Origin of the sequence: Variovorax sp. PDC80 (assembly GCF_900115375.1) — a bacterium.
Taxonomy (GTDB): domain Bacteria; phylum Pseudomonadota; class Gammaproteobacteria; order Burkholderiales; family Burkholderiaceae_C; genus Variovorax.
In genome coordinates this window covers 221,458-237,054 of record NZ_FOWG01000003.1, presented here as the reverse complement: position 1 = coordinate 237,054, position 15,597 = coordinate 221,458, and the positions used below count along the sequence as shown (strand labels likewise).

The window sequence follows — 15,597 nt, the reverse complement described above, 5'->3', positions numbered from 1 at the left end:
TTCATTGCTTGGGAGCCGGCAGCGCCGGGAAGATCGTTTCCATGCCCATCGCGATCGCGAGCAGCGCGCGGTCGCTGTTCCACAGGCCGTCGATGGCCAGGCCGATCGGCAGGCCTTCGTCGGACAACGCGATCGGCACCGTCACGCCCGGCAGCACGGCCGTGCTGGTGGGGCCGGTGTTGGCGATGTAGGCGGCCAGCGTGCTGGTGGTGCGGCCGTTGATCGTCACGCTCATCTCGGTGCCGCGGATCGGCAGCGCCGGCGCCAGCGTCACGGGGTAGAGCAGGGCGTCGAGCCGGTTGCTCTCGAACGCGCCGCGCAGCAGCGCCTGCAGCTTCGGCCGCTCGACCTTGAGCGCGGTGTCGTAGGCCTCGCGCGTCGGCGCGCTGGCCGACACGATGCGGTTGCGAAAACCCGCCGCCACGTCGGGGCTCGCGATGTCGGCCACCAGCCGGTCGAGGCTCACGCCGGTCTTGTGCTTCGCGAGAAAGGCGGCGATGCCCACGCGCGCTTCGTAGTCGGTGACCGGCGCGACCCTGGCCGCGACCTCGCGCAGCTGCGGGATCTCGATCTCGACGATCTGCGCGCCCGCGCCCTTGAGCTTGTCGAGCGCGGCATCGAAGGCGCGGCGCGTGGCCTCGTCGGCGTTGTCGTAGAAGGCCGCGCGCGCCACGCCCAGGCGCAGGCCGGCGGGTGGCCTGGGTTGCACCTCGCCGCGGCTGCCCGAGAGGATCTCGTCGAGCAGCGCCAGGTCGGCCACGTTGCGCGCCAGCGGGCCGATGGTGTCGCGCGCGGTCGAGACCGGCAGCACGCCTTCGCCCGAATAGCGGCCCGCGGTCGGTCGCAGCCCCACGATGCCGTTGAGCGCGGCCGGGATGCGCACCGAGCCGCCGGTGTCGGTGCCGAGCGCGGCCGGCACGATGCGCGCGCCCACGGCCGCGCCCGAGCCGCCGCTGGAGCCGCCCGCGAAGCGGCTCGGGTCGTAGGCATTGCCCACCGCGCCATAGGCGAAGTTGTTGCCGGTGGCGCCGAAGGCCAGTTCGTGCAGGTTGAGCTTGCCTATCACGATCGCGCCCTCGGCGCGCAGCCGCGCCACGGCCGGCGCGTCCTGCGTCGCCACGTAGCCTTGCAGCGCGCGCGTGCCGCCGGTGAAGGGCAGGCCCTTGACGAGGATGTTGTCCTTGATCGCGACCGGCACGCCATGCAGCCGACCGAGCTTGCGGCCCTGCGCCACGGCGCGGTCGGCCTCGGCGCAGGCGCGGCGCGCGCCGATGCGGTCGATGGTGATGAAGGCATGCAGGTCCTGGTGCAGGTCGGCCGCGCGCAGCGAGCGCTCGACCAGTTCGCAGCTGGTGGTGGTTTTCTCGCGGATCGCGGTGGCGGCCTCGAGCAGCGTGGGCATGGGCGCGGGCTGCGCGTGCGCGGCGCCGGCCAGTGCCAGGTAGGCGATCGCGGCGGCGGGTTGGGGAAGGAGCTTCATGGGAGCAAGAGAAGGAGGTGAGGGGAATCAGGCATGCGCATCGAGCAGCCGCGCGATCGTGTCGGCGTGGTCGACCATCGCGTCGTGGCCGCCCTGCACCTCGACGAAGGTCCAGGCCGGGTCGTTGCGCAGCCGCGCCTTGTATGCATCGAACACCGGCATGGCGGGCGCCGAGGCCGCGATGTAGAGCCGCTTGCGCGCGGCCGCGCCGGGCGCGGCGCGCAGCGAGATCGGCTGCAGGTAGGTGCCGTTCGGGTGGTCGGTCAGGCGCGCGTCGACCCAGGCGATGTCGGCCGGATTGCCGAGGCCGAAGGCCTTGGCCGGCAGCTTGGGCCAGTGCGGATTGCCCGCGCGGTGCGCGGCCTGCAACTCGGCCTTGCCGGTGGCGTCGAGGTAGTCGAGCATGCGTTCGCCGTTGTGCGGCGCGAAGGCATCGAGGTACACCACCGTGTCGATGCGGCGCTCGGCCGCGAGCCGGTCGAGCGCGCCCGTGATCGGGTAGCCGCCGTAGCTGTGGCCCACCAGCACCACCTGGCGCAGGTCCTGGCTGCGGATGAAGCCGGTCACGTCGGCGATGTGGGTCTCGAGGTCGATGGCGGTCGAGATCTCGCCGATGCGTTCGCCGACGCCCGCCAGCGTGAGCACGCGCACCTCGTGCCCCTGGGCGCGCAGCAGCGGCGTCAGCCGCTCCCACGACCAGGCCCCATGCCAGGCACCGTGCACCAGCACGAAGGTCTTGCCCGAGGGGCGCGCTGCCGGCGCGGCGCTGCTGCAGCCGGGCAGGGCGGTCGCGGCCGCCGAGGCGACCGTGGCCGCCGCCGCGGCGCCGAGCGCGCCGCTGCTTTCGAGGAATCGTCTGCGTTCCATTGCGTTGTCTCCAGGTTCGAAGGTCATGAAAAAGAAAAAGGGGATTCAGCGCAGCGGAGACCAGTCGGCCGGCCGCAGCACCAGGCCGGTGTGCGTGCGTTCGAGCGGCCGCGCGGTGCGCGCCCAGTCGGCCCAGCCGGGCACCGCATTGGGCCGCGCCTGCAAGGCGGCGAGCGCGGCGAAGTCGTCGAAGGCCCACAGCACCAGCGCCTCGCTGCCGTTGCGCAGCGCGGTCTCGTAGGCGCCGAACAGGCGCGGCGCGCCCGGCCCCTCGATGCGCGCGGCGGCCTCGCCGAGCCGCGCGAGGTAGTCGGATGCGCCGCCGGCCTCGAGGCCGATGGTCTGCTGCAGTACCACCGGCGCGCGCACGCCCTCGGCCAGCAGCCGTGCGCGGTCGATGCTGTAGTCGGCCGCCACCAGCACGCGGTCGAAGCCGCCCGTGCGCTCGCCGTAGAAGCGCTCGAGCGGCTCGTGGAACAGGTCGGGCGTGGCGTCGAAGTGGCGCCCGAAGCCCTCCCAGCCGCCCTGCATCTCCCAGAAGGTCACGATCTCGGGCCAGCGCCCGGTGAGGAATACCGGCACCCAGGCCGCCATGCAGCCGTTGCTGGCCGAACCGCGCGCATTGCCCTCGGTGCGCACCAGGCGGCCCAGGGTCTCGAGGTAGCGGGTGTGGGCGCCGGGCTGGCGCACGGGGTCGAGGATTTCGTGGAAATAGAGGCGCTGCATAAGACGGCGAGGTGTTTCGATGCTTGAACGCGGGGTGGCCTGGAATCGGTGTTTGTTCATATATATGAACTGTTCCAGAATATAAACACGCAAACCGCGGCTGTCAAACACCCGGCGCGCCGATTGGCAGGGCTTCGGCCGCGCGCTTCCTAGAATCGGCGCACCTCACAGCACAGGCACCCATGGACGCAGCAGACAGCAAGCCCCCCGAATCGGCCGCCGTGAAGTCGGCGGACCGGGTGCTCGACATCCTCCAGCTCCTCGCGCGCCAGGGCGGGGCGCTGACCCATCACGAGATCGGCATCGCGCTCGGCATCCCCAAGAGCAGCCTCACGCACCTGCTGCGCAACCTGGTGGCGCGCGAGTTCCTCGGCTTCGACGGCGCGCAGAGCACCTATGCGCTGGGCCCGGCCGTGTTCGAGCTGGTGCGGGGCAGCGGCCTGCGCGAACGGCTGATGGCGCAGGCCCGACCCATCGTCGACTGGCTCGCGCGCACCGCGGGCGAGGCCACCTCGTTCTCGGTGCTGCGCGGCGACGAGGTCGAGCGCGCCTGCGTGGCCGAGTCGCGCGCGCCGCTGTCCTACCGCATGGCGGTGGGCGACAGCTTCCCGCTCTACTCGACCTCGGCCGGCAAGGCGATCCTCGCGGCCATGCCCGTGGCGCGGCGCCAGGCCTACCTCAAGAACGTGCGGCTGCAGGCCCAGACGCCCGCCACCGCCACCACGCTCGCGGTGCTCAAGCGCCAGCTCGAGGAGGTCGGCGAAAGCGGCATCGCCTATTCGCGCGGCGAGCACACGCCGGGCGTGGTGGGCATTGCCATCGCCATCGATTCGGGCGACCCGGCCGCGCCCGCGGCCTTCAACATCGTGGTGCCCGACGTGCGCTACACGCCGGAGTTCGATGCGCGCTGCGTCGAGCTGCTGGGGCAGGCGCGCGAGCGCTTCCACGCGGCGTCGCCCGCGCGTTGAGACTGCCATGGCCCGCTTGCTCCACCGCCTCGCCGCGCTGCTGTGCGCCTGCACGCTGTCGCTGGGCGCGCAAGCCCAGGACTGGCCCGTGAAGCCCGTGCGCATCGTCGTGCCCGCGCCCGCGGGCAGCTCGCTCGACCTGATCGCGCGCACCCTGGCCGACCGCCTGCGCACCGTGTGGAAGCAGCCGGTGGTGGTCGAGACCAAGGCCGGCGCCGGCGGGCTCATCGGCATGGACGCGGTGGCGAAGGCGCCGCCCGACGGCCATGTGCTGGGCATCGGCTTCAATGGACCGATCGCCTTCGGCCCCTACATGTACGCGCGCATGCCGTACGCACCGGCGCGCGACCTGCTGCCGATCGTGCTGACCACCTCGCAGCCCAACGTGCTCGCGGTGCAGGCGAGCAACCCGGCCAACACGCTGCCCGAGTTCATCGCCTGGGTGAAGGGGCAGCGCGACCGCTTCAGCTATGCCTCGGTGGGCGCGGGCAGTTCCTCGCACCTCACGATGGAGCTGCTGCGCAGCGTCACGCACATCGAGGCGGTGCACGTGCCCTACGCGGGCTCGCCGCCGGCCGGGCTCTCGCTGGCCTCGGGCGACACGCAGGCGCTGTTCACCGTGGCGCCCGCGCTGCTGCCGCTGATCCAGGGCCAGCGCGTGAAGCTGATCGCGATCACCAGCGCGCAGCGCTTCGAGCTCATGAAGGATCTGCCGACGGTCGCCGAGTTGGGCTACCCGGGCTTCGAGTCGCTGGCCTGGAACGGCCTGTTCGCGCCCGCCGGCACACCGGGCGAGGTGGTGCGCCGCATCAATGCCGACGTCAACGCCGTGCTGCGCGATCCCGCCGTGCGCGAGCTGCTTGCCAACCAGGGGCTGGCCGTGGGCGGCGGCTCGCCCGAGGAGTTCAGGGCCTTCATCGACAGCGAAGGCCGCAAATGGGGCGCGATCATCGCCAAGGTCGGCATCCGGCTCGACCAATGATGGCGGCCCCCGATCCGTTTTTCATCGCATCACGAACAACGAACAAGAGGAGTGCCCCATGGCCGATTTTCCGCAGGACATCTACACCGAACCCGAGCCCGATCCGCACACGCTCGCCAACCTCGGCCCGCTGACCGGCCTGGCCGGCATCTGGATGGGCACCATGGGCCACGACGTGAGCCCGAAGGAGGACGGCCCCGAGGCCGAGGCCTTCATCGAGCATGCCGAGTTCCAGCCGATCGATGCGCAGACCAACGGCCCGCAGATCTTCTACGGCCTGCGCTACCACCTGCGCATCGTGAAGCCCGACGACGTCGAGACCTTCCACGACCAGGTCGGCTACTGGCTCTGGGAGCCGGCCACCGGCGCGCTGGTGCAGACCCTGTCGATCCCGCGCGGCCTCACGGCCATGGCCACCGGCCAGGCCGCGCCCGACGCGCGTAGCTTCCGCCTCGAGGCCGTGCGCGGCGGCGACACCAACGGCATCCTCGCCAACCCCTTCCTCGAGCATGCGTTCAAGACCCTGCGCTACACCATCGACGTGACGATCCACGACGACGGCAGCTGGTCGTACGAGCAGACCACGCTGCTCGACGTGCGCGGCAAGCCCGAGCCTTTCGCCCATACCGACCGCAACACGCTGCGCAAGATCGGCGAGCCGACGCCGAACCCGACCGCGCAGGCGGCGCTGGCCGAGGCCGCGGGATCGGTGGCTTCGGCGGTCGCTGCTGCCGAAGCAGGGGACACGATGATCCCGATTCCGCCCGTCGAGGCCAGCGTGAAGCCCGCGGTGCCGGGCGTGCCCGACGCGCTGGCCTAAGCCGTCGGCATCCGCTCGAAGGCCTGCAGCGCGGGATCGAGTGCATCCCACGCCAGCCCGCGCACGCGGTACGTGAGCACCTGCGGCGCGAAGCGTTCGGGCTCGTCGAGGCTGCCCGCATGCACCGCGATCAGCTCGGGCATGCCCGAGAAACGCACGAACAGCGGCGTGCCGCAGATCGGGCAAAAGGCATGGCTCTTCCGCTGGCCGCTGTCGGCCGCGATCGCCCATTCGCTGGCCTCGCCGGTGATCGCCATGTCGGCGCGCGCCGGAAAGGTCAGGTACGAGCCATGCCCGGTGCCGCTGCGCCGCCGGCAGTCGCTGCACTGGCAATGGTTCTGGAAGATCGGCGCATGCGGCGTGCTGTAGCGGATCGCGCCGCAGGCGCAACCGCCGGTGTAGGGCTGGGTCATGGCGCTTCTCCTGGTGCGCGGCCTCAGGCCGCCTTGGGTTTCGCGAAGACGTCGATGCCCTCGCCGGTCTCGAGCAGCGACTTGAGGCTCGACAGCACGATCGGCCAGCCCTGCTGGATGCCCTTGGCCATGCCGCTGCCGGCCGTGAGTTCGTCGTGCGTGACGGTGAGCCGCACCATGTCCTCGTACGGCACGATGTCGAAGGCCACGCGGCTGTAGGCCTCGGGGTCGGCCGCCTGCGAGGCGCCGGCCCAGGTGATGACCAGCCGCGTCGGCGGCGCGATCTCGACCACCTGGCCCACCAGCTCGACCGGGCGCTCGTCGCTGGCGCGCACGTGCTGCCACGGCGAGCCGGGTTTCCAGTCGGAGACGTTCTCGTGGCCCCAGTAGCGCCGCGCGATCTCGGGCCGGGTGATGGCCTCGAACACCTTCTCGGGCGTCGAGCGGATGTAGGTCACGTAGACATAGCTGATCTTCTCTGGCTTCATCGTCACTCTCCTTCGAGTTCCTTCTTGAGGTCGTGCAGCAGCGTGAGCCGCTGATGTTCGAACTTGCGCACCCAACGCTCGTAGACCTCGTGCAGCGGCACCGGGTTGATGAAGTGCAGCTTCTCGCGGCCGCGCCAGACCGTGGTCACCAGGTTGGCCGCCTCGAGCAGCCCGAGGTGCTGCGTGACCGATTGCCGCGCCATGTCCAGGTGCTCGCAGAGCTCGCCGAGCGTCTGCCCGTTGTGGTCGTGCAGCAGATCGAGCAGCTTCCTGCGGGTCGGGTCGCCCAGTGCCTTGAAAACCTTGTCAGCGTCCATTCGTCGTTGTTCGTGCGTGAGCGGATGATATGCAGGCAAATACCTGCATGTCAAGCCGGCCCGTGCTGCGACCGATGGCCGAGGGCTTGCTTCAGGCGATCGCCGCTTCCACGTCCGCGTGGAACTTCGCCGAGCAGCACTCGGTCGCGCCGAGGTACAGCGATGACTGCGCGCCGCTCGCGAGCGTGGACTGCACCGACACGCCGAGCGCGAAGTCCTCGGCCAGCGCGCCCCAGTACGAATCGAGGTTGCGGCGCCAGTGCCGCTGCGCCTTCTCGTTCGCGGGCGGCTCGGGGATCAGCATGGTCGCGATCACGCGCGAGCGCTCGGGGGCCTCGGGCAGCACGGTGAAGGCGTTCGCATGGTCGCCCTCGTGCAGGATGAAGGTGGCCGGGAAGAAGTAGTAGATGACGTTCGAATGCGGCCCGAGCTGCCACTGGTCCTCGGGCAGTTCGCGCAGCCGCTCGATGCCGCGCTTGGGCAGGAAGAGGCGCTGGTGCGCGCCCTCGTGGTCGGCGATCAGCAGGTTGTCGTGGAACATCTGCGCGATGCTGTCGCGGTGCGCGTACTGGAAGTGGTAGGTCTCGAGGTTGGCCTCGAACGGGATCTTCCAGTTGGCGGCGTTCGCGAACTCGCGCTGGTCGAAGGGCACCCAGCGGTCGTAGCCCCAGTGGCGCAGGTCGGCGCCGAAGCGGCCGAGCCAGCCTTCCATGTCGATGCGCGCATCGTCCTCGCCATCGGCCACGCGCGGAATCGCCCAGACGAAACCCAGCGCCTCGGCCACGGGCACGCGCGCGAGCTGGCAGTCCGCGGCCGGCGCATGCGGAAAGTCGGCCTCGCCGGGCCGTCCGCGCAGGCTGCCGTCGAGCCCGTAGGTCCAGCTGTGATACGGGCACACGAACACGCGCTGGTTCGACGCGCCGGCAGGCCGCAGCCGCGCGCCGCGATGGCGGCAGGCGTTGACGAAGCCGCGCAGCTCGCCCTCGCGCGTGCGCACCAGCAGCAGCGGCATGCCGGCCGCGTCGATGGCCAGCGTGTCGCCGGGCCGCGCGAGCGCGGCCGAGGGGCACAGCGCCAGCGGATGGCGGCGGAAGATGCGCTCGATCTCGCGCGCATGGCGCTCGGGGTCGAGGTAGCGCGACACCGGGCTCAGCGAAGGTTCGCCGCGCTCGCTGCCGCCGCTGGCGATCAATGCCAGCGCGCGCCGGATCAGCGCCTTCTGTTCGTCATGCTGCATGCGCCTGTGCCATCGATGCGGCCTCCACGGGTGGGGGCTTCATTGTGGCCAGCGGCGCCCGGCGCGGCTTGTCTCAACTGGTCGAGGCTTCGTCGAATCCCTCGAATCCCTCGAAGCGCGCGAAGTCCTCGACCGCCCGCCGCGGCATCGCCATCCGGTTGACCTCGGCCGACGGATCGCCCCAGCCCATCGACATGCCGCAGGCCGTGACCTCCTCGGGTGGCATGCCCAGCCGCGCCGCGATCAGCGCATGGAAGGGCGCGAACGACACCTGCGGGCAGGTGTCGATGCCGCGCGCCTTGGCCGCGATCATCACGTTCTGCACGAACAGGCCGAGGTCGAGCCAGCTGTGGCGCGCGAGCCGCGCATCGATGCCGAAGATCAGCCCGACCGGCGCGCCGAAGAAGCCGTAGTTGCGCCGCGTCTGCCGCGCGCGGGCCGCGGCGTCCGCGCGGTCGATGCCCAGCGCGCCGTAGTAGCACGCCGCGAAGGCCGACTGGTGCTCGCAGAAGGGACCGGGCAGCGGATCGGGAAAGTGCGAAGGCGCCTCGAAATCGCCGGCCACGAAGGCCGCGTCGAGCGCAGCGCCGAGCGCCTTCAGCGGCGCGCCGGCCAGCACGTGCACGCGCCAGGGCTGGGTGTTCGAATTGCTCGGCGCCGTGGCCGCCACCTGCAGGATCTCGCGCACCAGCGCCTGCGGCAGCGGCCGCGGCGCAAAGGCGCGCACCGAGCGGCGCGCACGCAGCACCGCGTCGACATGGCGTGCGCTGTCGGTGGGAGCGTCGGCCCGCTGCATCGCTCAGTCCCGTGGCGCCGGGTGGTAGGCGATGCGCCCCGCCGGCAGGAAGAACAGCGCGATCACCGCGCCGCCGCGCGCCTCGGGATAGTGGTGGCTGCCCGGCGCGGGCGCGGTCCAGCCGGCTTCGCACCAGCCGTTGGGTCCGTTGAGCGCGGCGCCTTCGTTGAGTGGCACCACCATGTTGAACTCGCCGTAGGGATGGGCGTGGTACTGGCCGCGGTAGGCGTGGCCGGGGTTGCCCTGCGTGTTGCCGGTGCTGTCCATGTAGACGGCCGTGATGCTGAAGCCCAAGGTGCGCTCCGAGGGCTCGGCGATGCGGCTGCGGCGGTAGACCGGTCCGTCGAGCTCGACATTGGCGGCCCAGCCGTCGCGCACGCCTTGCCTCACCAGCCGCGCGAGCGACCGGTAGAGCGCGCTGTCGGGGCCATGGGTGCGGTTGAGCCACTGCTCGACCTCGGTGCCCGTGGTCATGTCCTTGATCTCCTCGAGGAAGGGAAGGCTTCGCTCGATCAGTTCCTCGCGGTCGGTGTGTGTCGTGCTCATGTCTTTGCTCGTGGGGGTTGGAGGGTTCATTCGTCCGAGCGGAAGCCCGAGGCCCGCACCACGGGTCCCCAGGCTTCGCGCTCGCGCCGGATCTGGCGTGCGTAGTCGTCGGGCGCCAGCGTGTGGACCTCGAGCCCGACCTGGTCGAAGGCCGCGCGCAGGCCCGGGTCCTTGCTGGCCACGACCATCGCCTCGTGCAGCGCGCGCACGCCGGCCTCGGGCGTGCCCGGCGGCGCGAACACGCCGTAGTTCTCGGCGCCGCGGATCTGCGCGAAGCCCTGCTCGGCGAAGGTGGGCACGGCCGGCATGAAGCGCGAGCGCTGCTCGCCGCTCACGGCGAGGATGCGCAGCTTGCCCTGCTGCAGGTAGGGCAGGAAGTCGGCCACGAAGCCGAGGTAGGCCGGGATCTGGCCGCCCAGCAGGTCCTGCATCGCCGGCGCCGAGCCGCGGTAGCCCACGTGCTGCAGCTTCAGCCCGCCGGCCTCCGACAGCTGCCAGCCGAGGAAGTGCGCCACCGATCCCGCGGCCGGCGAGGCGTAGCTGGCACCCGTGGGCGTGGCGCGCACCCACGCCACGTAGTCCTGCAGTGTCTTCACCGAGGCCGGCACCGCTGCGCTTACCGCGAGTGCGCAGGTCGCGATCACCAGCGGCGAGACCGGCACGAAGTCGGTCGCCGGGTCGTAGGCCAGCTTGCTGTAGACATGCGGATAGATCGTGAGCGCCGAGGCCTGCGTGCACAGCAGCACGCTCGCATCGGGCTTCTCGCGCTTGAGCTGGCCGCTCGCGATGCGCCCGGCCGCGCCCGCGCGGTTGTCGACGAGGTAGTGCCGGCCCTGCTTGCGCCAGGCCTCGGCGAGCTGCCGCGCCGTGGTATCGAGCGTGCCGCCGGCCGGGTAGCCGACCAGCAGCTTGCCCGGGCTGCCCTGCGACTGCGCGAAGGCGCGCGGCAGCCAGCCGGCGGCCGGAAGGGCGAGCGCGGCCTGCGTGAAGCGGCGGCGTGTGAGTGCGTTCATGGCGGGCCTCGTGGGTGTGGAGTGGCCGAATGATCGGCCGGCCCCGAATTGAATGGAACTGGCGCTTTTGCAAGCGCAGAATGCACGGCATTCAACTCACGAAGAAGCGCGCCATGAGCATCGGACGCATGGACCTCAACCTGCTGAAGGTCTTCGACGCGGTCTTCGAGGACCGCAACCTGATCCTGGCCGGCCGCCGGCTCAACCTCAGCCAGTCGGCCGTGAGCCATGCGCTCACGCGGCTGCGCGAGCTGGTGGGCGACGAGCTGTTCGTGCGCACCGGCAAGGGCATGCAGCCCACCGGCCGCGCGAGCGCGATGGCGCCCGCGCTGCGCGATGCGCTGCGCCGCATCGAGGCCACGCTCGGTGTCGAGCCCTTCGAGTCCGCGCTGTCCTCGCGCCGCTTCACGATCGCGGCCAACGACCACATCACGGCGGTCATCGTCGCCGGCCTCACGCGCGCGCTGCAGCAGGCCGCGCCCGGCGTCGACCTGGTGATCCGGCCCTCGACCCGGCTCGACCTCGCCGAGCAGATCGACCTGGGCCGCATCGACCTCGCCATCGGCACCTTCTCGCAGGTGCCGGCGCGGCTCAACGCGCGCACGCTGCTGTCGCAGGGCGAGGTGATCCTGATGCGCAAGGGCCATCCGGCGGCCAGGCGCAAGCTCGCGGTGCGCGACCTCGCCAAGTACGCGCTGGTCACCACCTCGCTCGGCGGGCAGGAGGAGGGCGCCGTCGACGGCTTCATCCTCGAGCGCGGCCTCGCGCGCCAGTCCGAGATGTTCGACCGCTCCGCGCTCGCCGAGGCCCTGGCCGCGATCGGCCAGGCGCCGCGCCTGCGCGTGACCGTGCCGCATTCGCTGGCCATTCCCGCGCTGCTGCGCGAGAGCGACATGCTGTCGATCGTGCCGGCCTCGCTCGGTGCCTACCTCGCGCGCGCCGGCGAACTGCTGCAGCGCCAGCCGCCGTACCGTGCCGCCACCGTGGTCACGCGCGCGGTCTGGCACGGGCGCAACGACCACGACGCCGCGCATGCCTGGCTGCGCGAGATGGTGGCCGCGGCGGCCAGGGCGGCCGGCGGCGAGGGCTGATCAGAAGTCGTCGAGCTTGAGCTTGCCCAGCCGCGCCACGATCAGGTCGTGCAGCGTCTGCGCCGCCACCGACAGGCTGCCCTCGCTGCGCTGCACCAGGTAGACCGTGCGCGTGAGCGCGGGCAGCGGCAGCGGCCGCGTCACCAGCGTGTCGCGCCGGAAGTGGAACAGCGTGAGCGCCGGCACCACGCTGATGCCGAGCCCGGCCTCGACCAGCCCCATCACCGTGGCCAGGTGCTCGACCTCGAACACCGCGTTGAGCCGCAGCGGATGCAGCGCCACGTCGAGCGCCTGCCGCACGCTGCTGTTGCGCGCCATCTGGATGAAGGGCCAGGGCGCGAGCTTCTTGGCCGTGAGCCGGGTCTCGCGCGCGAGCGGATGGTCGGTGCGGCACACCAGGTGGAAGCGGTCGGCGCACAGCCGCTGGCCGCGCAGGTCGCTGTAGGCCGCCTCGCCCGCGCCCGAGGCCGCGAGCGCGAAGTCGGCCTGGCCGCTGCGCACCAGCGCAATGCAGGCGTCGGACAGCGCATCGTCGAGGTCGACGCGGATGCCGGGCCAGGTCTGCATGAACTCGGCGAACACGCTCGGCAGCCAGCCCGCGGCCAGCGAGGGCAGGGCGGCCACGCGCACCCGGCCCTTGCGGCGCTCCACGTGGTCGGCCAGGTCGGCCATGGCGCCACCCATGTCGTCGAGCAGGCGGCGCGCCGAGCCCTCGAACAGCCGGCCCTCGGGCGTGAGCTGCACGCTGCGCGTGTCGCGGTCGAACAGCCGCGTGCCCACCGCGTCCTCGAGCGTGCGGATCAGCGCGCTGAAGGCCGGTTGCGACAGGTGGCTGGCCTGCGCCGCGCGCGTGAAGCTGCGCAGCTCGGCCAGCGCGAGGAAGGCGCGCAGCTGGCGGGTCGAGAGATCGGGTGTCTTGCGCGCGGCGGTGCTGCTGGTGCTCATCGCTTGTCTCCGAGGCTCGGTCGTTGTTATTCGAAATCCAGATCAATCGATCTGAACTTTCGATTTTACGGATCAGGTACGGGTGCCTACAGTCGCCGGCCATGGACTCCCCCGCATCGCCGCCCCTCCTGATCGGATGCGCCGCCGGTTTCTCCGGCGACCGCACCGACGCCGCCGGACCGGTGGTCGACACCCTGATCGCGCGCCTGCGCCACGGCCCCGCCGGGCAGCGCGCCTTCCTGATCTTTGAGACGCTGGCCGAGCGCACCCTCGCGCTGGCCCAGCTGCGCCGCCGTGCCGACCCCGAGGCCGGCTACGAACCGCTGCTCGACGCCATGCTGCGCCCCGTGCTCGCGCGCTGCCTCGCCCACGGCATCCGCATCGTGAGCAACTTCGGCGCCGCCAACCCGCGTGCCGCCGCGCGCCACATCGCGCGCATGGCCCGCGAGCTCGGCGCGCCGGTGCCGCGCATCGCGGTGGTGGAGGGCGACGACCTCTCGGGCCCGGCCCACCGCGCGCTGCTGCGCGAAGCGCTCGGCGCCGCAATGGACGGGCTGCAGGTGGTCAGCGCCAATGCCTACATCGGCGCGGAGCCGATCGCCGCCGCGCTCGACGCGGGCGCGCAGGTGGTGGTGTGCGGCCGCGTGGCCGATCCCTCGCTGACCGTCGGCCCCGTGCTGTCGCACTTCGGCTGGCGCGCCGACGACTGGCACCGGCTCGGCCGCGCGACCATGGCCGGGCATCTGCTCGAATGCGGCGCGCAGGTCTGCGGCGGCTATTTCGCCGACCCCGGCTACAAGGACGTGCCGGGCCTCGCGGCCGTGGGCTTTCCCATTGCCGAGATCGATGCCGACGGCCACTGCACCATCGGCAAGGCCGACGGCACCGGCGGCCTCGTGAGCGAGGCCACGGTGAAGGAGCAGCTGCTCTACGAGGTGCACGACCCCGCCGCCTACCTCACGCCCGACGTGGTGGCCGACATCGCCGAGGCCGAGGTGCATGCGCTGCCCGGACCTGACTGCGTGGCGCTCTCGGGCGTGCGCGGCCATGCGCGGCCCGCGCACTACAAGGTCAACGTCTGCCACGAGGGCGGCTGGCTTGCCGAGGGCGAGATCTCCTATGCCGGCCCGCGTGCCGAGGCACGGGCACGGCTCGCGGCACAGGTGCTGCGTGAACGGCTCGAAGGGCTCGCGCTGCGCGTGGACCTGATCGGCGCGCTGAGCATCTTCGGCGACGACGCCGGCCAGGCGCTCGCGGCCACGCCCGACAGCGGATTGCGCGACGTGCGGCTGCGCGTGGCAGCCACCCATGCCGAGCGCGCGCAGGCCGAGCGGCTGGCGCGCGAGGTCACGGCCCTCTACACCTGCGGGCCCGCGGGCGGCGGTGGTGTGCGCACCGCGCTCACGCCGCGGCTCAACACCATCTCGTGCCTGCTGCCGCGCGAGGCGGTGCCGGTGCGCTTCGAGCTGCTCGACGAAGGAGAGGGCGCATGAGCACCGAACACCCGTACCTCGAAGTCCCCCTCTACCGCGCCGCCCACGGCCGCACCGGCGACAAGGGCGATCGCTCGAACATCAGCGTCATCGCCTGGCATCCCGCGCTCTATCCCGTGCTCGCCGAGCAGCTCACGCCCGAGCGCGTGGCCGAGCAGTTCCGCCACCGCGCGCCCTCGCAGGTGCAGCGCTTCCTGCTGCCGAAGCTGCACGCCATGAACTTCGTGCTCGATGCCGTGCTCGACGGCGGCGTCAACGATGCGCTCAACCTCGACACCCACGGCAAGGCGCTCTCGTTCCTGCTGCTCGACATGCCCGTGCGCGTGCCGAGCGAGCTTGCGCATCACCTGGCCGGCCCCTGAGCGCCGAAGCAACCCTTCACCGAATTTCCAACCATCGATCCCGGAGACAACAAGACCATGAACCGACGTTCCCTCACCCTGCTCGGCGCCGCGCTGGCCCTGGCCCCGCTGCTGGGCCAGGCGCAGTCCTTCCCCGAGAAGCCGATCACCTTCGTCGTGCCCTTCGCGGCCGGCACCGCCACCGACCAGATCGCGCGCGCCCTCGGCAACGTCATCACGGCGGAGACCAAGCAGGCGGTCGTCATCGACAACCGCGCCGGCGCCAGCGGCTTCATCGCCTCGCAGTTCGTCGCCAAGGCGCCGGCCGACGGCTACACCGTGCTCGTCACCACCAACACCACGCACGCGGCCAACGAGCATCTCTACAAGAAGCTGCCCTACGACCCGGTGAAGGACTTCGCGCCCGTCGCCGGCCTGGGCAAGGGCGGCCAGATCATGGTGGTGAACCCGGCCTCGAACGTGAAGAGCGTGGCCGACTTCATCGCGCTCGCGAAGAAGGAGCCGGGCAAGCTGAGCTTCGGCAGCGGCAGTTCGTCGAGCCGCATGGCCGGCGAGCTGCTGCAGCAGATGGCCGACATCAAGCTGCTGCACGTGCCCTACAAGAGCAACACCCTGGCCGTGACCGACCTGCTCGGCGGCCAGATCGACATGATGATCACCGACACCGCCACCGGCCTGCCGCAGGTCAAGGGCGGCAAGCTGCGCGCGCTCGGCATGTCGAGCGCCAGCCGCTCGCCGCTCGCGCCCGACGTGCCCACCATCGCCGAGGCCGGCGTCAAGGGTTACGAGATGGGCTACTGGTTCGCCGCCTACGCACCCGCGAAGACCTCGCCGGCCGTGGTCAAGCGCCTCAATGAACTGCTGGTGAAGGCCGCGAAGAGCGACAGCGCGAAGACCGCCTTCTACGAGCCGAGCGGCACCGAGGTCTTCACCACCACGCCCGAGGAACTGGCGAAGTTCCAGGCCGGCGAATCGCAGAAGTGGGGCCGCATCGTGAAGGCGGCCGGCATCGAGGCCGAGTAAACGAGTTCCAGGGCCGGGGGATTCTTCCCC

Annotated in this window: 17 protein-coding genes and 1 pseudogene; 7 read left to right on the top strand and 11 right to left on the bottom strand. The window is 71.4% G+C overall.

The window, feature by feature from the left end:
• Position 1: 1 nt before the first annotated feature.
• From iaaH to BM109_RS10895, 3 genes are read right to left on the bottom strand one after another with little or no spacing between them, the layout of a single operon-like run.
• The gene (gene iaaH, locus BM109_RS10905; RefSeq protein ID WP_093342769.1) at positions 2-1,480 is read right to left on the bottom strand and encodes an indoleacetamide hydrolase; all 1,479 of its coding nucleotides are present in this window, start codon (positions 1,478-1,480) and stop codon (positions 2-4) included.
• Between the two features lie 27 nt (positions 1,481-1,507).
• On the bottom strand, positions 1,508-2,347 hold the full coding sequence (locus BM109_RS10900; protein WP_177239311.1) for an alpha/beta hydrolase: 840 nt from the start codon (positions 2,345-2,347) through the stop codon (positions 1,508-1,510).
• Positions 2,348-2,392: 45 nt separating this feature from the next.
• On the bottom strand, positions 2,393-3,073 hold the full coding sequence (locus BM109_RS10895; RefSeq protein ID WP_177239310.1) for an NIPSNAP family protein: 681 nt from the start codon (positions 3,071-3,073) through the stop codon (positions 2,393-2,395).
• A gap of 182 nt (positions 3,074-3,255) precedes the next feature.
• Here BM109_RS10895 and BM109_RS10890 point away from each other — a divergent pair, with 182 nt between their 5' ends.
• The 3 genes and pseudogenes from BM109_RS10890 to BM109_RS10880 all read left to right on the top strand — a co-directional run.
• Positions 3,256-4,041 (top strand): IclR family transcriptional regulator, encoded by a 786-nt coding sequence (locus BM109_RS10890; RefSeq protein WP_093342764.1) that lies wholly within the window; start codon positions 3,256-3,258, stop codon positions 4,039-4,041.
• 7 nt (positions 4,042-4,048) lie between these two features.
• Complete coding sequence (locus BM109_RS10885; RefSeq protein WP_093342763.1) at positions 4,049-5,023, top strand: Bug family tripartite tricarboxylate transporter substrate binding protein; 975 nt, start codon at positions 4,049-4,051, stop codon at positions 5,021-5,023.
• Positions 5,024-5,081: 58 nt separating this feature from the next.
• Positions 5,082-5,714, top strand: a pseudogene (locus BM109_RS10880) (FABP family protein); the annotation flags it as partial.
• Between the two features lie 125 nt (positions 5,715-5,839).
• Here BM109_RS10880 and BM109_RS10875 read toward each other — a convergent pair.
• The 7 genes from BM109_RS10875 to BM109_RS10845 all read right to left on the bottom strand — a co-directional run bounded on the left by BM109_RS10875 (position 5,840) and on the right by BM109_RS10845 (position 10,653).
• A complete protein-coding gene (locus BM109_RS10875) occupies positions 5,840-6,256 on the bottom strand; it encodes a GFA family protein (RefSeq protein ID WP_093342760.1) in 417 nt (138 codons plus the stop codon).
• Positions 6,257-6,279: 23 nt separating this feature from the next.
• Positions 6,280-6,744 (bottom strand): SRPBCC family protein, encoded by a 465-nt coding sequence (locus BM109_RS10870; RefSeq protein WP_093342758.1) that lies wholly within the window; start codon positions 6,742-6,744, stop codon positions 6,280-6,282.
• A 2-nt stretch (positions 6,745-6,746) separates the two neighbouring features.
• A complete protein-coding gene (locus tag BM109_RS10865; protein ID WP_093342757.1) occupies positions 6,747-7,061 on the bottom strand; it encodes an ArsR/SmtB family transcription factor in 315 nt (104 codons plus the stop codon).
• A 91-nt stretch (positions 7,062-7,152) separates the two neighbouring features.
• The gene (locus BM109_RS10860; protein WP_093342755.1) at positions 7,153-8,298 is read right to left on the bottom strand and encodes an aromatic ring-hydroxylating oxygenase subunit alpha; all 1,146 of its coding nucleotides are present in this window, start codon (positions 8,296-8,298) and stop codon (positions 7,153-7,155) included.
• Between the two features lie 73 nt (positions 8,299-8,371).
• Positions 8,372-9,094, bottom strand: coding sequence for a nitroreductase (locus BM109_RS10855; protein WP_093342754.1), 723 nt, complete (start codon positions 9,092-9,094; stop codon positions 8,372-8,374).
• A gap of 3 nt (positions 9,095-9,097) precedes the next feature.
• On the bottom strand, positions 9,098-9,640 hold the full coding sequence (locus BM109_RS10850) for a 4-hydroxylaminobenzoate lyase (RefSeq protein WP_093342752.1): 543 nt from the start codon (positions 9,638-9,640) through the stop codon (positions 9,098-9,100).
• 26 nt (positions 9,641-9,666) lie between these two features.
• Positions 9,667-10,653 (bottom strand): tripartite tricarboxylate transporter substrate-binding protein, encoded by a 987-nt coding sequence (locus BM109_RS10845; protein ID WP_093342751.1) that lies wholly within the window; start codon positions 10,651-10,653, stop codon positions 9,667-9,669.
• Between the two features lie 113 nt (positions 10,654-10,766).
• On the opposite strand from BM109_RS10845, the gene BM109_RS10840 reads away from it, so the two are divergent.
• Positions 10,767-11,744 carry a LysR family transcriptional regulator gene (locus BM109_RS10840; protein ID WP_093343448.1) on the top strand — a complete coding sequence of 326 codons (978 nt, stop codon included), beginning with the start codon at positions 10,767-10,769 and terminating at the stop codon, positions 11,742-11,744.
• On the opposite strand, the gene BM109_RS10835 is transcribed toward BM109_RS10840, so the two are convergent.
• A complete protein-coding gene (locus BM109_RS10835; protein WP_093342749.1) occupies positions 11,745-12,689 on the bottom strand; it encodes a LysR family transcriptional regulator in 945 nt (314 codons plus the stop codon).
• Between the two features lie 101 nt (positions 12,690-12,790).
• Here BM109_RS10835 and BM109_RS10830 point away from each other — a divergent pair, with 101 nt between their 5' ends.
• Genes BM109_RS10830 through BM109_RS10820 form a run of 3 tightly spaced genes read left to right on the top strand, consistent with a single transcriptional unit; the run spans position 12,791 to position 15,567 of the window.
• On the top strand, positions 12,791-14,182 hold the full coding sequence (locus BM109_RS10830; RefSeq protein WP_093342748.1) for an acyclic terpene utilization AtuA family protein: 1,392 nt from the start codon (positions 12,791-12,793) through the stop codon (positions 14,180-14,182).
• The gene (locus BM109_RS10825) at positions 14,179-14,544 is read left to right on the top strand and encodes an AtuA-related protein (RefSeq protein WP_093342746.1); all 366 of its coding nucleotides are present in this window, start codon (positions 14,179-14,181) and stop codon (positions 14,542-14,544) included. The genes BM109_RS10830 and BM109_RS10825 overlap by 4 nt, the downstream gene beginning before the upstream one ends.
• A 57-nt stretch (positions 14,545-14,601) precedes the next feature.
• Entirely contained in the window at positions 14,602-15,567 is a 966-nt protein-coding gene (locus tag BM109_RS10820; protein ID WP_093342745.1) for a Bug family tripartite tricarboxylate transporter substrate binding protein, read from the top strand.
• Positions 15,568-15,597 lie beyond the last annotated feature (30 nt).

What these genes read in the sequence shown, in the direction of transcription:
- iaaH (WP_093342769.1), bottom strand. Translation starts at nt 1,480, where the DNA reads ATGAAGCTCCTTCCCCAACCCGCCGCCGCGATCGCCTACCTGGCACTG.
- BM109_RS10900 (WP_177239311.1), bottom strand. Translation starts at nt 2,347, where the DNA reads ATGGAACGCAGACGATTCCTCGAAAGCAGCGGCGCGCTCGGCGCCGCG.
- BM109_RS10895 (WP_177239310.1), bottom strand. Translation starts at nt 3,073, where the DNA reads ATGCAGCGCCTCTATTTCCACGAAATCCTCGACCCCGTGCGCCAGCCC.
- BM109_RS10890 (WP_093342764.1), top strand. Translation starts at nt 3,256, where the DNA reads ATGGACGCAGCAGACAGCAAGCCCCCCGAATCGGCCGCCGTGAAGTCG.
- BM109_RS10885 (WP_093342763.1), top strand. Translation starts at nt 4,049, where the DNA reads ATGGCCCGCTTGCTCCACCGCCTCGCCGCGCTGCTGTGCGCCTGCACG.
- BM109_RS10875 (WP_093342760.1), bottom strand. Translation starts at nt 6,256, where the DNA reads ATGACCCAGCCCTACACCGGCGGTTGCGCCTGCGGCGCGATCCGCTAC.
- BM109_RS10870 (WP_093342758.1), bottom strand. Translation starts at nt 6,744, where the DNA reads ATGAAGCCAGAGAAGATCAGCTATGTCTACGTGACCTACATCCGCTCG.
- BM109_RS10865 (WP_093342757.1), bottom strand. Translation starts at nt 7,061, where the DNA reads ATGGACGCTGACAAGGTTTTCAAGGCACTGGGCGACCCGACCCGCAGG.
- BM109_RS10860 (WP_093342755.1), bottom strand. Translation starts at nt 8,298, where the DNA reads ATGCAGCATGACGAACAGAAGGCGCTGATCCGGCGCGCGCTGGCATTG.
- BM109_RS10855 (WP_093342754.1), bottom strand. Translation starts at nt 9,094, where the DNA reads ATGCAGCGGGCCGACGCTCCCACCGACAGCGCACGCCATGTCGACGCG.
- BM109_RS10850 (WP_093342752.1), bottom strand. Translation starts at nt 9,640, where the DNA reads ATGAGCACGACACACACCGACCGCGAGGAACTGATCGAGCGAAGCCTT.
- BM109_RS10845 (WP_093342751.1), bottom strand. Translation starts at nt 10,653, where the DNA reads ATGAACGCACTCACACGCCGCCGCTTCACGCAGGCCGCGCTCGCCCTT.
- BM109_RS10840 (WP_093343448.1), top strand. Translation starts at nt 10,767, where the DNA reads ATGAGCATCGGACGCATGGACCTCAACCTGCTGAAGGTCTTCGACGCG.
- BM109_RS10835 (WP_093342749.1), bottom strand. Translation starts at nt 12,689, where the DNA reads ATGAGCACCAGCAGCACCGCCGCGCGCAAGACACCCGATCTCTCGACC.
- BM109_RS10830 (WP_093342748.1), top strand. Translation starts at nt 12,791, where the DNA reads ATGGACTCCCCCGCATCGCCGCCCCTCCTGATCGGATGCGCCGCCGGT.
- BM109_RS10825 (WP_093342746.1), top strand. Translation starts at nt 14,179, where the DNA reads ATGAGCACCGAACACCCGTACCTCGAAGTCCCCCTCTACCGCGCCGCC.
- BM109_RS10820 (WP_093342745.1), top strand. Translation starts at nt 14,602, where the DNA reads ATGAACCGACGTTCCCTCACCCTGCTCGGCGCCGCGCTGGCCCTGGCC.